Here is a 14904-nt window from a genome sequence, read left to right as displayed (position 1 = left end):
GACTTTTCTATACCATTCGCTATCTTTTTTGACACAGGATTAATAAATTAATAGTTTAATTATGGCAAAGTCTTTTTTTTGGAAGTGTTTCCTAGCGTTGTTTTTCATGGGTCCATGCCTAATGATGGGTCAACACCAAATTACATCGCCGGACGGAAAGCTATCCGCGGTGGTGACTCCAGCGGAGCAGTTCAACATCAGCATAAGCTATGAGGGCCAGTTACTGATTGATGATATTGCCAGTGATATGGATATCGCTGGGAAAGGAAGTTTGTTTGGCGCATCAAGGTTCAAAAAGGCGGAAGTTACCAAGGTAAACTCGGTAATGGAGGCACTCGTTCCAACAAAAAGTAAGGAGATAAAAGATGAGTATGGTCTATTGGTGCTTCACTATACCAAATTCGACTTTGAGGTACGATGCTACAATAATGGATTGGCGTTCCGATATCGAACAAAATTGGGTTCAAAACCAGTAGAAGTCGAATTTGAAAAATTGGATTTTAGCATTCAGCCAGAGACTACTTGCTACTTGCCAGAAGAGAAGCGTCTGATTTCCCATTTTGAAAATTATTTTGAAGTCCTTCCTGTTTCTGATATAAAGTCAGGGACCATGGCCAATTTGCCCATGCTTTTCACCCAAGAGGACCAACCTAGCATCAGTTTTACCGAATCCAACATTTATGATTACCCTCAAATGTTCCTGCAAAAAGGTGCAGCAGGTTTTTCTAGCATATTCCCAAAAGTGGTCTTAAAGACCAAGGAAGGTAGACGGGATAGGGATGAGATTATTGGTGAAGAAGCCAACTATATTGCCAAAACCAGTGGTAATCGGGCATTTCCATGGCGGGTTTTCATGATATCTAAAACCGATAAGGATATTGTATCGAACAACTTGGTGTACCAACTTGCTGATCCTTTAAAGCTTGAAGATGCTTCATGGATCAAACCCGGGAAAGTGGCTTGGGATTGGTGGAATGCCAATAATATTGATGGAGTGGATTTTGAATCGGGAATTAACACCCAAACCTATAAATACTATATCGATTTTGCAGCCCATTATGGCCTGGAGTACATTATTTTGGATGAAGGATGGTCAAAGACCACCACCAATGTAAGGGAGCCCAACCCCAATATTGATGTTGCTGAGTTAGTGCGGTATGGCAACGAAAAGGGGGTAGGCGTCATTCTTTGGAGCTTGTGGCGACCCTTGGATGAAGATATGGACGGCATTTTGAATCAGTTCCAATCCTGGGGCGTAAAAGGAGTGAAAGTAGATTTCATTCAAAGGGCCGATCAATATGTGGTCAATTTTTATGAAAGACTGGCCCAAGAAACCGCAAAACGCAAAATGCTAGTGGATTTTCATGGAGCGTTCAAACCGTCTGGGCTTCGGAAAGCATATCCAAACGTAATCAACTATGAAGGCGTAAAAGGATTGGAAAATGACAAATGGGAAGATTTAATCACCTCGGAGCATGAGCTTACCATTCCGTTTACGCGAATGACAGCGGGTATTTTGGATTTCACCCCTGGAGGTTTGGATAATGTCCACAAGGAAAATTTCATGGCTCGTTTTGATAGACCTATGGCGATGGGAACCCGGGCCCACCAAGTAGCCCTTTATGTAGTGTATGAAGCGCCGCTCCAAATGTTGAGCGACACGCCAAGCAACTATTATCGGGAAAATGAAACCACTTCGTTTATCGCCAAGATTCCAACCACTTGGGATGAAACGGTGGTATTGGATGCCAAAGTATCCGATTACATTCTGCTAGCACGCAAAAATGGTGACTCTTGGTTTGTGGCTGGGATGAACGATGCCACACCTAAGGAATTCACTTTGGATTTCTCGTTTTTGGGAGAAGGGAGTTATAACGTCCAAATATTCAGGGACGGCATCAATTCAGATAAAAATGCAAGGGATTATGTTTTGGAGGAAGCCTCTGTCAATGCCTCCACAAAAATGGACATCAAGCTGAATAAATCAGGAGGCTGGGTGGCCATAGCTACAAAATTATAACAAGGTTTAAAACTGAAACTGCATGAAACAGCGATGTAATTTTTGGATTTTGGTCAATATGCTTTTGCTATTGACCTGTTCTTTTGCTTTGGGCCAAACAACCATGAACTATCAGGTTAGTTTTGTGGAACCTGGAAAGCACTATGCAGAGGTGCAATTGGATTGTAGCGGTATATCTGAAGGTCAAACCAGTTTTGTGCTTCCGGTTTGGTCCCCAGGATATTACCAAATCTTGGACTCTCCAAAACACATTATTGATTTTAGTGTGAAGAATTCCAAAGGGGCAACCGTGGGTTGGCGCAAAAAATCCAAGAATGTCTGGGAGGTGGAAAACGGAGCCAATGAGGCGGTTACCATTACCTATCGCGTATTCGCCAATCGGAAATCCGTGGCAGAATCCAAAATCGATTCCAGCAAAGCCTTTATCATGCCCAACAATATGTTCATGCATGTTCAGGATAAAATCAATCAGCCTGTGAGCGTACAGTTTTTACCCTACAAGGATTGGAGCAAAATCTCTACGGGTTTAAAATCAACCGCAGAAAACACGTTTTACGCCGAAGATTTTGACATTCTATATGATAGCCCGGTTTATATAGGAAACCAAAAGACGGTTGAATTTGAAAACGATGGTAAATTCTATCATTTGGGAGTGGTTACCCCTGAAGGGTTGAATGAGGAAAAATTTGTGGGGGATTTAAAGAAAATAATGAATGCCACCACAGAGTTGATGCAACACATTCCCTATGACAATTACAGTTTTATTATGATGGAAGCCGGAGGTGGCGGATTGGAGCATTGGAACTCTCAAGCGGTTTTTACCAGCGGTTCGTTCAATTTTAGGTCGGAGGACCACTATGTTGATTTTCTGAATTTCATCACCCATGAATATTTCCACCTTTATAATGTAAAGGCCATTAGACCTATTGAATTGGGTCCTTTTGATTACAGCAAGGAAAATTATACCGATATGCTTTGGGTCTCGGAGGGTGTCACGGTATACTACGAATATCTCATTATGATGAGAGCTGGCTTATTGGCTTCCGAGCCTGCTTTGAATTATTTAAGCAGCTCCATCCGAAGGTATGAAAACATTGAGGGGAAAAATCACATGTCGCTTTCCCGGTCCAGTTTTGATATTTGGTTGAATTTTTTGAGTAGGGATGAGAATACAAATGAAACTACCATTTCATACTACAACAAAGGACCAATAATTGGGTTGCTGTTGGATTTGGAGATTCGCCACAGTAGCAATAACCAGAAATCACTGGACGATGTCATGCGCTATTTGTACAATGAGTATTACCTAAAGCAGGGCAGGGGATTCAAAAAAGAGGAGTTCTGGTCCATTTGTGAAGAGATGGCAGGCAAACCGCTCAATGAAATTAGAACCTATGTGGATACCGTGGAGCCCATAGATTATCAAAAATATCTGGATTATGCCGGTTTACAAATAGACCTGAGTCCTTTGGAAGAGCAGGATACGGATTCGGAATTGGTAAAACGTTCGTATCAGATTTCGGAGAAGTCAGGAGCGACAAAAGAGGAACTTCAGATTCGTAATTCTTTATTCAGGACGAATTAGAACTGGGAACGGTACTTGGATGGGGTACAACCCTTCAATTCCTTGAATTTTCTATTAAAATTGGGAATGTTGGTAAAACCACATTGCTCACAAATCAGGGATATAGAAAGATCAGGTTGGTTTACGATGAGTTTACAAGCATTTTCAATACGGATCTCGATCAAAAACTGAAAAAAGGTCTTGTTGGTCCGTTTTTTAAAATAGCGGCAAAAGGCATTCTTGCTCATATTGGCCTTTTCTGAAATTTGATCTAGTGTGATCTGCTCGTGATAGTGTTCCATGGCGAACTTGAAAACATTGCTCATGCGTTTACCTTCATCATCCGAATAGATTTTCCGATAAACAAAAGAGGAAAGTGGCTGTGTTTCGGATTTGGCTATTTCATTGATTACCAATAAAAGTGAAGCGATCTGCTCCACCTTGTTTTGCTGTGACAACTTATTAAAGAGTGCGATAATCTCATCCTTGTTGGAAAGGACTTTCATGCCATGTTCGGCCAAGGTGAAAAAATCATGGGTCGGCGCAAGGTCGGCCAATTTAAAAAAGTCTTTTCCAAAGGAGCCATAGTCAAAGAACAGGGTATACATGACAGACTCATCAGAGGCATTTGCATCACTCCGAAAAACGTGGGGAATGTAACCTCCGATCACCAAAATATCACCCTCTTTGTAATCGTTGATGGAATCACCTACAATTAAAGAGCCAGAGCCTTTTTCAATGTAACTGATTTGTATTTCCCCGTGTTGGTGTAGTTGGCCATAAAAAATCTTCTCCCGGTCTACTTGGTAAACCAGCGCCTCATCCTTGGGTTTTGGGATTTTAAAGGGGAGAACTCTCAAGGTTTTATGCAATAATTATTAATAAATATACGTCAAATCAATTTATGGGTCAACATAGTATTACAAGAGGCTAATAATCAAACAAATTATTGAAGGTGTGTAATTTATTTTTGTATCAAAATATTAAGTATTATGATAAATTGGGAAGGCGTAATGCCAGCTGTAACCACAAAGTTTACCAGCGAGGATAAATTGGACCTTGCGATGTTTGAGAAGAATATTAAAGCACAAATTGATGCTGGGGTTCATGGAATCATTTTAGGAGGAACGTTGGGTGAGGCCAGTACACTTGAAAAAGAGGAAAAGGAGATCCTTATCAAGACCTCTTTGTCATTGGTGGAAGGAAAAATACCCGTTATCATCAATATTGCCGAACAAAGTACCAAGGAGGCCATTGCTGTGGCGCAACATGCCGAAAAGGTAGGTGCCCAAGGCTTGATGATTCTTCCTCCAATGAGGTATAAGGCAACAGATTTTGAAACTGTTACTTACTTTAAAAGTATTGCCAACAGTACTTCTTTGCCAATTATGATCTACAACAACCCAGTCGACTACAAGATTGAAGTGACCTTGGATATGTTGGAAGATTTGATGGAATGTGAGAACATTCAGGCTGTAAAAGAATCAACAAGAGATATTACCAATATCCTTCGTGTAAAAAGCCGTTTCGGAGACCGTTTAAAAGTATTTACCGGAGTAGATACTCTTGGTTTGGAAAGTTTGGTCATCGGTGCCGATGGATGGGTTGCCGGTTTGGTTTGTGCTTTCCCAGCTGAAACCGTTGCCATCTACGAATTGGTAAAAGCAGGAAAAATCACTGAGGCTCTTGAAATCTACAAATGGTTCATGCCATTGTTGGAATTGGACATCAGCCCTCAATTGGTTCAGAACATCAAATTGGCAGAGGTTGCCACTGGAATCGGAACAGAAAACGTTCGAGCTCCAAGATTGCCTTTGCAAGGTGCTGAAAGAACCCGTGTATTGGATGTAATTAATAAAGCAATGGAGTGCAGACCTGCACTACCTGAATATAAAAATCTCAGCAGCGTAGCCTAAATGATTACTGGGAAAAACTATATAGGAAATAAACTTAGTGAAAATGGGGGTAAAGGGTTCAAAACCATTAACCCCCATTTAAATATTGAAAATCCAACAACATTCGTAGAAGCCACAACCGAAGAGGTGAAAGAGGCAGTTGAATTGGCGTGGAGTGCATTTCGTGAGTACCGAAAAGTTTCAGGTGCGCAACGGGCAGCATTCTTAAATGCCATTGCCGATGAAATCTTGGCCTTGGACCAAGAGTTGGTGGATACCTATACCATGGAATCGGGTCTCCCAGAAGGTAGGGCCGTGGGTGAAAGGGGCAGAACCGTTTTTCAACTGCGCTCATTCGCCGATTTGGTAAGCAATGAAGATTGGAGGGAAAATACGTTTGACAAGGCAGAACCAGACCGAAAGCCACTTCCAAAGGAAGATTTAAGAAAAACCTTGATTCCCCTTGGTCCTGTGGCGGTATTTGGAGCCAGTAACTTTCCGTTGGCATTCTCCACTGCAGGTGGTGACACGGCGAGTGCACTAGCGGCTGGATGTCCGGTGATAGTTAAAGCGCACCCCATGCATGCCGGAACCTCAGAACTTGTAGCCTCGGCCGTTATTAAAGCCGCTGAGAAAACAGGTATGCCAAATGGGGTGTTTTCTTGTGTCAATGGTGGAATCGATGTAGGTGTGGCTCTTGTGGATCACCCTAAAACAAAAGCCGTAGGTTTCACAGGAAGCATCAATGGAGGTAGAGCTTTGTTCGATTTGGCCGCAAAACGGGAAGAACCAATCCCTGTTTTTGCAGAGATGGGAAGTATCAATCCCGTGGTCATAACGCCAAGCGCAATTGCCGAAAGGTCTAATGAGATAGCTAAGACCTACGCAGGTTCAATCACCTTGGGAACCGGTCAATTTTGTACAAACCCCGGTTTGTTGTTGACCATCAAGGATGAAAATACCAAAGCGTTTGTTGAGGAGTTGGGCAAACAGGTGGTTGCTATTGAGCCTCAATGCATGTTGCATCCCAATATTAAAAGTGGGTTCGATAAAAATGGGGCCGGGATTCTAGCACAACCTGGAGTGGAAGTTGTGGCAAAGGTAGAAGGTGATTTGAAGGATAATTGTGCTGCATCGGTCATAGCAACAGTTTCGGGAACCGAGTTTTTGGCTAACCCAAAACTACATCACGAGGTGTTCGGGCCTTTTTCTTTGGTGGTACAATGCCAAGATGAGGATGAATTGCTTGCAGTGATTGAAGGTTTGGAAGGTCAGCTTACCGGAACTTTGATTGCGGAAAAGAATGATAGTTCAGATTTGCAGGAAATCGTGGAAACCTTACAGCATAGAGTAGGTCGAATTTTGTACAACGGAGTTCCAACCGGAGTTGAAGTTTGTCCTTCCATGCATCACGGAGGTCCATATCCGGCATCTTCAGATTCAAGGTTTACCGCAGTGGGTACCCATGCCATCAAAAGATGGGTGCGTCCCGTAAGCTATCAATCGTTTCCCAATGAACTATTGCCAGTTTCTTTAAAAGGATAGGCATTTTAGCTTACTTTGCGTGTAAAATCATAATACTGTTTTAACAAACAACGCGTGGCAAGAAAAACATTTTTTTGTGTTGATGCCCACACCTGCGGTAATCCCGTTCGTGTTGTGGCAGGAGGTGGTCCCAACCTTTTGGGCAAGAACATGAGTGAGAAAAGACAACATTTTCTCAAGGAATATGACTGGATTCGTAAGGGGTTGATGTTTGAGCCTCGGGGTCATGATATGATGAGCGGAAGTATTTTATTTCCACCCCACCAACCCGAAAACGATTTTTCCATTCTATTCATTGAAACCTCTGGTTGTTTGCCCATGTGCGGGCATGGGACCATCGGCACAATTACCATTGCCATAGAAGAAGGGTTGATCGTACCCAAGACACCGGGGAAAATTAGAATGGAAGCCCCAGCAGGATTAGTAGAAATAGAGTATCAGCAATCTGGCAAGAAGGTGGATTGGGTACGGTTGGTCAATGTTAAATCGTACCTGGCAGCAGAAAATTTGACCGTGGAATGTCCAGAGTTAGGAGAACTTACGTTCGATGTCTCCTACGGAGGGAATTATTACGCCATTGTAGATCCACAGAAAAACTTCAGTGGTGTCCATAATTTTACCGCTGCCCAAATCATTCAGTATTCCAAAGTGGTGAGGGAACGCATCAATGAAAAATATCCCGATATGTTCATTCACCCAGACGACCCAACCATTAGGGATGTAAGCCATATGCAGTGGACAGGTGATCCATTAGATCCAACATCGTCTGGAAGAAATGCCGTTTTTTATGGTGATAAAGCCATTGACCGTTCACCATGTGGAACAGGTACATCGGCACGTTTGGCTCAATTGAATGCCAAAGGCAAGCTGAAAATTGGTGAAGATTTCATCCATGAGAGCTTTATCGGAAGCAAATTTATCGGTAGAGTGGTAGAGGAAACCACCTTGGCGGGGAAAAAGGCCATTATTCCAAGTATACAGGGTTGGGCACAGGTTACGGGATACAATAATATTATTATTGACGACGATGACCCATACGCCCACGGGTTTCAAGTGTTGTAAAAATCAGTTGTTTTAGATGAAGAGAGTAGTAGTAGTTGGCGGAGGTATTTCCGGACTCTGCAGTGCCTATTATTTGGTGCAAGAAGGATATCAAGTGACCATTTTGGACAAATCTGATGTGTCTACCGGCGCTTCGTTCATAAATGCGGGATACATAACTCCGAGCCATTTTATCCCACTGGCGGCGCCAGGTATCATTACCCAAGGTATCAAATGGATGATGAACAGTTCCAGTCCATTTTACATTAAACCCAGATGGGATGTTGATTTTTTTAAATGGACGTTATTGTTCAAAAAATCAGTCAGTGCATCAAAAGTAAAAAAAGCAATTCCCGTAATTAAGGAACTCAATCTGAAGAGTAGGGATTTGTATGAGGAAATGATTTCGGCAGTCGATTTTCCGTTTCAATTTGAGAAAAAGGGATTGTTGATGGCTTACCGGACCGCAAAAAGTGAAGAGGAAGAACTGGAAGTGGCTGAAATGGCCGCAAAGGAAGGGTTGGAAGCCATTCCGTTATCCAAAGAAGAGGTCCACAAAATGCAACCGGCATTTTCTGATGATGTTATCGGTGCGGTGCATTATACCTGCGATGCCCACATGACCCCCAATTACTTTATGGAACAAATGAAAACTTGGTTGAAATCCCAAGGTGTCGTTTTTGAATTCAATCAAACCGTGGAGGAATTTGTGGTCAATGGTAAAAAGATTACCGGTGTTAAAACCAAAGATGCTGTCTTTGGGGCTGACGAGGTTGTTTTGGCAGGTGGCACATGGACCTATGAATTGGCAAAATCCCTCAATCTGTACATTCCAGTGCAGGGTGGAAAGGGATATAGCATGGATGTCCGAAGAAATACAGGAATAACCATGCCAGCCATTTTGGTGGATGCCAAAGTAGCTGTAACACCCATGGAAGGGTTTACGCGGTTTGCCGGAACCATGGAATTTTCTGGAAACAACGACATTGTTCGTAAAGAACGCGTAGAGGCCCTAGCAGGTGCCGTAAAAAGCTACTATGCGGATTTTGAAATAAATCAAGAGGAAAAAGATAAGGCCACATCTGGGTTGAGACCCGTGTCCCCAGATGGACTTCCGTACATTGGCAAGACATCTAAATATGATAATTTGACTGTTGCTGCTGGTCACGCTATGATGGGATGGAGCCTTGGGCCCATTACCGGAAAATTGGTGACGCAGAGCATCACCGAAAGTACTCCGTCCATAGATTTGAAGCCGCTTTCTCCAGAACGGTTCAGATAAACTTAGTTTTAAAATATTTAGTGTAGTGAGTAGGTTAGAGATTGCCCCAACTTTTGGGCCAATTCCTAATTTACTCACTCTTTTTTGGTGTAAATCCACTGTTAAGAGCAATATAGTATAAGTATCAGTTAATAATGGCTGAGAACCGAACAGAGATTATCTCTAGTTTTAGGGATAATTTAAACTATGGAATCTTTTGTCAAAAAAATAAGTGTATTTTTTATACTTATTACCTGTGGAACCACACTCGCTCAAGGAACATTAAAGGAATACAAAAAAGCAATCATTGTAGACTCGCTTTTTAGGAATAAAGTATTCAATTCGCCCTCCTCTTTTCAATGGTTGGATACCAATTTAGTATGGTATGTGAACAATTCAGCCGATGGAAAAAAATACCTACTGGTTGATCCTGAAAAAAAGACCCAAAATGAATGTTTTGACCATGAAGCTCTGGCGGCCACATTGTCCAAGGAATTCGAGAAGGATATTGACCCAAAAGACATCGATATCAGTAGATTGGAGTTCAATGATGACCTTTCTGAAATCACCTTTGTCTACGGTGATGCCAAAGTGTCTTACCAACCAAGCTCCAATACCTTAAAAGTCATTGACCCACAGGGAGGTAAAAGAGATTTCAACAGAAGATATTGGGGAAGTAGATTTGATGAAAAAACAAATCCTCCTGTAGTTTCCCCCGATTCTACCATGACAGCTTTCATTAAGAACGATAACCTTTATATAAAAGATAACGCCACTGAAAAGGAAACCCGATTGAGCTACGATGGTGCTCCCGGTTTTTACTATTCCACCTACATCAAGTGGTCGCCAGATGGCAAAAAGATTATGGCGTACAAAGTACGTCCGGGGGATGACCGCAAGATTTATTTTGTGGAGTCCAGTCCCGAAGATCAATTTCAGCCCAAATTGCAGTCAAGGGATTATCTAAAACCGGGGGATGAAATGCCCTTCAAAAGTCCTCAATTGTTCTTGGTAGATTCCAAAAAGCACCTTGAGGTGCCCACAGATGAGTTTAGCCATCAATTCGGACTAAACCGCATCGATTGGAGAGAAGATAGTCGCGCCTTTACATTTGAATACAACCAAAGGGGACATCAAGCCTACAAGGTTATAGAAGTGAACGCTTCAACTGGAAAAGTGAAGGTTTTGGTAAATGAAACCAGTGAAACCTTTATCGACTACAGCAGTAAAAAATATCGTTACGATGTTGCCGATGGTAAAGAAATGATTTGGACCTCTGAGCGTGATGGTTGGAATCACATCTACTTGTATGATGCCAATGGTCAGGTAAAGAAACAATTGACCAAAGGCGATTGGGTGGTGCGCGAAGTCATTCATGTGGATGAGGATAACGGTGAGGTCTATTTTACGGCCAGCGGAATGGACAAGGATCAAGATCCTTATTTCTTGCACTATTGCAAGGTGGATTTTGATGGAAAGAACTTTACCCGTTTTACCAAGGAAGATGGAAACCACAGCGTAACCTTTTCTGATGATTACAATTACTACATTGACCAATATTCCAAAGTGGATACGCCTCCGGTCACCGTGTTGAAATCGGCCAAGGGTAGCAAAAAAATTATGGACTTGCAGAAAGCGGACCACTCCGAACTTTTAAAAGAGGGTTGGATTGCCCCTGAAGTCTTTACTGCAAAAGGTCGTGATGGTGTTACGGATATTTGGGGCATCATCATGCGTCCCACTTCTTTTGACCCCAACAAAACCTACCCCATCATTGAATATATTTATGCAGGACCGCACAGTTCTTTCGTTCCAAAGGATTTTAGACCGTATAATTGGTCCATGTCTTCCATTGCAGAGTTGGGCTTTATTGTGGTTCAGATTGATGGTATGGGAACGTCCAATAGATCCAAAGCATTCCATGATGTTTGTTGGCAAAACCTAAAAGATGCCGGTTTCCCGGATCGGAAATTGTGGATCAAGGCTGCGGCCAAGAAATATCCATACATGAATGCGGACAAAGTGGGCATCTTTGGAACATCGGCCGGAGGGCAAAACTCAGCTGCCGCATTGGTCTTCAATTCGGATTTTTATGATGTGGCGGTTTCTTCATGCGGGTGCCATGACAACAGAATGGATAAAATTTGGTGGAATGAGCAGTTTATGGGGTATCCTGTTGGTCCTCACTACGCAGCATCATCCAATATTGAAAATGCGGCCCAAATGGGTGGTGATTTAATGCTTATCTTAGGGGAGGTTGATGACAATGTGGATCCATCCACAACCATGCAATTTGCCAATGCCCTGATCAAAGCCAATAAGAATTTTGAGTTGGTGACCATCCCAGGAATGGGGCATTCATCCGGTGGCGATTTTGGAGAACGTAAGCGTAAAGACTTTTTTGTAAAGCACTTGATGGGTGTTGAACCACCTTCTTGGGAAGAAGTCTACGAATAGAAAAACAAACATAAAGATTAAGGAAGTATCAGTTATTAAACATTCTAGAAAAGGAAATGATTATGAGATTAAAGAAGTTGTTCGTTGGTGTGGTGTTGGCGTTTTGTGCTTTGAGCACGACCAGCGTGATGGCACAGGAAGGTGATCAGATATTGGATGGTATCGGTGAAACAGGAATGATTGCCAGATATACTTTTGAGGGTGATACCAAAGATTGGTCCCGAAATAATTTACACGCTACCGTTGAAGGTGCAGAGGCCAAATTTGTAGACGATGAATTTTTTGGCAAGGTCATTTCCCTTGCAAAGGACAGTAAGTCCTTCATTACAATTCCCGGTGAAGCAGTTACCAATGAGGAATCCATCAGTATAACTGGTTGGGTTCACATCGAATCGAATCAACCTGGCGCACGCCTTTTTGATTTTGGAACAAGTGCCAATTCCCACTTTTCAATTGCCCCAACCGGTACCCAAGACAAAAAAGGAGTTCAAGTTGAGCTTTCTTCCGGTAAAGGGGATGCGTATACCACTAGTTACACGGGCTTGGAAACTGGTAGATGGAACCATTTGGCCGTTGTGATCAACATTCCTTCCAAAACCGTGAATACCTATGTGAATGGAAGACAGGCTGGTGAAGCCAAAGATGTAGAACTTATTTTAGAACAAGTCTTTGACTTTACAGACGGGGATAAGAACAAACTTTATATTGGAAAATCATTGGCTGCCAATGATCCTTACCTAACGGCAAAATTGCATGATTTTAGAATTTATAGAATTCCATTGAGTGAAGGGCAGGTGACCCGAATTCTTCGCGGTTCGTTCCGGAATGCAAGTGGTGGTGGAAGAGAAAGGGAAGAGGTCAACCTTCCAGAATTTGCTCCAGAGACCCCTCAACTTTATGCCGAATACCTTACCGGAGTTTCTGATGTTCAGGTGGAAACCGTGGTTGGTTTCTTGCCAAGATTGCCTCGTTTCGTTCAAGGGACTTATGGCAACGGAGTAAAAGGCCCTAAAGAAGTACGTGTACTTTGGCCAGCACCAACCGATAACTCCCAAGTGCTTCAACCTGGTACATACACCGTTACTGGTAGTATTTCTGGGTCGGACATAAAGCCAAAAGCAACGGTGACCGTTAAAGCAGCTTCAACAGCCGCAACCCCAAGTCGTACCTTGGAAGGTTTTGAGTTGAATCAAGTATCCTTGAACTCAGATGTTCAAGGGCATCAAACAAAATTTATTGAAAACCGGGATAAGTTCATCAATACATTGGCAGAGACCAATCCTGATGCGTTTTTGTACATGTTCCGAAATGCTTTTGGGCAAGAACAACCTGAAGGTGCAGAACCATTACGTGGCTGGGATAGCCAAGAAACCAAATTGCGCGGTCATGCCACAGGACATTATTTGACGGCTATCGCACAAGCCTATGCAAGTACCGACTACGACAGAGCTTTGCAGTCGAATTTTGCAGATAAGATGAATTACATGGTGGATGTGTTGTACGAGCTATCCCAAATGGCAGGAAAGCCAAAAGTTGCTGGCGGACCTCATGTATCTGACCCAACTGCTGTTCCTCCCGGACCAGGTAAAGATGGGTATGATTCAAACTTGAGTGAAGAGGGTATCCGTACAGATTACTGGAACTGGGGTGAAGGCTTTATCAGTGCCTATCCTCCCGATCAATTCATCATGTTGGAAAATGGAGCTTCCTACGGAGGTCAACCTACCCAAGTTTGGGCACCTTACTACACCTTGCACAAGATTTTGGCCGGGTTGATGGATATTTATGATGTAAGCGGTAATGAGAAAGCTTTGGATATCGCCAAGGGAATGGGAACTTGGGTACATGCCCGTTTGAGTCAAGTACCTACCGATACCTTGATCAGCATGTGGAACACGTACATCGCTGGTGAGTTTGGTGGTATGAACGAGGCCATGGCACGTTTGTACAGAATGACCAACGACCGTCAATTCTTGGAAGTTGCACAATTGTTCGATAACATCAAAATGTTCTTTGGTGATGCAGAGCATTCCCACGGATTGGCAAAAAATGTGGATACCTTCCGCGGTCTTCATGCCAATCAGCACATCCCACAAATTATGGGCGCTTTGGAAATCTATCGTGATTCCAACGCACCTGAATATTATCACGTGGCCGATAACTTTTGGTACAAAGCCAAAAATGACTACATGTATAGCATCGGGGGAGTTGCGGGAGCCCGTAACCCCACAAACGCTGAATGTTTTATTGGTCAACCTGCAACGCTATACGAAAACGGATTTTCTGCGGGCGGCCAGAATGAGACCTGCGCTACATACAACATGTTGAAATTGACAAGAAACTTGTTCATGTTCGATCAGCGAACCGAGTTGATGGATTACTACGAGCGTGGATTATATAACCACATTCTTGCTTCCGTGGCAGAGGATAGTCCGGCCAATACCTACCACGTTCCATTGCGACCAGGTTCTGTGAAGCGTTTTGGAAATTCCAACATGACCGGATTTACGTGTTGTAACGGAACCGCTTTGGAAAGTAGCACCAAGCTTCAGAACTCTATCTATTTCAAAAGTCAGGATGAGAACGCTTTGTATGTGAACTTGTACATTCCTTCCACTTTGAACTGGACGGAGAAGAACATCACTATTGAGCAAAAAACAGCCTTTCCAAAAGAAGATAACACCCAATTGACCATCAAAGGCAAAGGAAAATTTGATTTGAATGTACGTGTACCCCAGTGGGCAACCAAAGGCTTCTTTGTGAAAATCAATGGTAAAGCTGAAAAAGTTAATGCTACCCCAGGCACCTATCTAACCTTGTCACGTAAATGGAAAGATGGTGACACCGTGGAGTTGCAAATGCCATTTGAATTTCATTTAGATCCCGTAATGGATCAGCAAAATATTGCCAGCCTTTTCTATGGACCTGTATTGTTGGTGGCTCAAGAGCCAGAACCAAGAGATGATTGGCGAAAAGTAACATTCGATGCGGAGAACATCGGAAAAAATATTCAGGGAGATCCAAAAACCTTGGAGTTCACCATAGATGGGGTTGAGTTCAAGCCTTTCTATGAAACCTATGGACGCCATTCCGTGTATTTGGATGTTACCTTGGAATAACC

At 42.8% G+C, this 14904-nt stretch carries 9 protein-coding genes; 8 read left to right on the top strand and 1 reads right to left on the bottom strand.

Translation table 11 applies throughout. The features are described from left to right. Positions 1–106: 106 nt before the first annotated feature. The gene (locus ACFSJE_RS17380) at positions 107–2020 is read left to right on the top strand and encodes a glycoside hydrolase family 97 protein (protein WP_379832142.1); all 1914 of its coding nucleotides are present in this window, start codon (positions 107–109) and stop codon (positions 2018–2020) included. A gap of 22 nt (positions 2021–2042) precedes the next feature. After that, complete coding sequence (locus ACFSJE_RS17375) at positions 2043–3605, top strand: M61 family metallopeptidase (RefSeq protein ID WP_379832141.1); 1563 nt, start codon at positions 2043–2045, stop codon at positions 3603–3605. On the opposite strand, the gene ACFSJE_RS17370 is transcribed toward ACFSJE_RS17375, so the two are convergent. Beyond that, the gene (locus ACFSJE_RS17370) at positions 3602–4444 is read right to left on the bottom strand and encodes an AraC family transcriptional regulator (RefSeq protein ID WP_379832140.1); all 843 of its coding nucleotides are present in this window, start codon (positions 4442–4444) and stop codon (positions 3602–3604) included. The genes ACFSJE_RS17375 and ACFSJE_RS17370 overlap by 4 nt on opposite strands. A gap of 132 nt (positions 4445–4576) precedes the next feature. On the opposite strand from ACFSJE_RS17370, the gene ACFSJE_RS17365 reads away from it, so the two are divergent. The 6 genes from ACFSJE_RS17365 to ACFSJE_RS17340 all read left to right on the top strand — a co-directional run bounded on the left by ACFSJE_RS17365 (position 4577) and on the right by ACFSJE_RS17340 (position 14902). Beyond that, on the top strand, positions 4577–5500 hold the full coding sequence (locus tag ACFSJE_RS17365) for a dihydrodipicolinate synthase family protein (protein WP_379832139.1): 924 nt from the start codon (positions 4577–4579) through the stop codon (positions 5498–5500). After that, positions 5501–7024 carry an aldehyde dehydrogenase (NADP(+)) gene (locus tag ACFSJE_RS17360; RefSeq protein WP_379832138.1) on the top strand — a complete coding sequence of 508 codons (1524 nt, stop codon included), beginning with the start codon at positions 5501–5503 and terminating at the stop codon, positions 7022–7024. It begins immediately after the preceding gene. 54 nt (positions 7025–7078) lie between these two features. Then, positions 7079–8086 carry a 4-hydroxyproline epimerase gene (locus ACFSJE_RS17355; RefSeq protein WP_379832137.1) on the top strand — a complete coding sequence of 336 codons (1008 nt, stop codon included), beginning with the start codon at positions 7079–7081 and terminating at the stop codon, positions 8084–8086. 16 nt (positions 8087–8102) lie between these two features. Then, entirely contained in the window at positions 8103–9347 is a 1245-nt protein-coding gene (locus tag ACFSJE_RS17350; RefSeq protein WP_379832136.1) for an NAD(P)/FAD-dependent oxidoreductase, read from the top strand. Positions 9348–9533: 186 nt separating this feature from the next. Next, the gene (locus ACFSJE_RS17345; RefSeq protein ID WP_379832135.1) at positions 9534–11783 is read left to right on the top strand and encodes a S9 family peptidase; all 2250 of its coding nucleotides are present in this window, start codon (positions 9534–9536) and stop codon (positions 11781–11783) included. Between the two features lie 62 nt (positions 11784–11845). Beyond that, positions 11846–14902, top strand: coding sequence for a beta-L-arabinofuranosidase domain-containing protein (locus tag ACFSJE_RS17340; protein ID WP_379832134.1), 3057 nt, complete (start codon positions 11846–11848; stop codon positions 14900–14902). Positions 14903–14904: the final 2 nt, after the last annotated feature.

The sequence above is a fragment of the Flagellimonas iocasae genome, from assembly GCF_042682725.1.
Taxonomy (GTDB): domain Bacteria; phylum Bacteroidota; class Bacteroidia; order Flavobacteriales; family Flavobacteriaceae; genus Flagellimonas; species Flagellimonas iocasae.
This window is presented reverse-complemented; position numbering and strand designations above follow the sequence as displayed.

What these genes read in the sequence shown, in the direction of transcription:
- ACFSJE_RS17380 (WP_379832142.1), top strand. Translation starts at nt 107, where the DNA reads ATGGGTCCATGCCTAATGATGGGTCAACACCAAATTACATCGCCGGAC.
- ACFSJE_RS17350 (WP_379832136.1), top strand. Translation starts at nt 8,103, where the DNA reads ATGAAGAGAGTAGTAGTAGTTGGCGGAGGTATTTCCGGACTCTGCAGT.
- ACFSJE_RS17345 (WP_379832135.1), top strand. Translation starts at nt 9,534, where the DNA reads ATGGAATCTTTTGTCAAAAAAATAAGTGTATTTTTTATACTTATTACC.
- ACFSJE_RS17340 (WP_379832134.1), top strand. Translation starts at nt 11,846, where the DNA reads ATGAGATTAAAGAAGTTGTTCGTTGGTGTGGTGTTGGCGTTTTGTGCT.
- ACFSJE_RS17360 (WP_379832138.1), top strand. Translation starts at nt 5,501, where the DNA reads ATGATTACTGGGAAAAACTATATAGGAAATAAACTTAGTGAAAATGGG.
- ACFSJE_RS17365 (WP_379832139.1), top strand. Translation starts at nt 4,577, where the DNA reads ATGATAAATTGGGAAGGCGTAATGCCAGCTGTAACCACAAAGTTTACC.
- ACFSJE_RS17375 (WP_379832141.1), top strand. Translation starts at nt 2,043, where the DNA reads ATGAAACAGCGATGTAATTTTTGGATTTTGGTCAATATGCTTTTGCTA.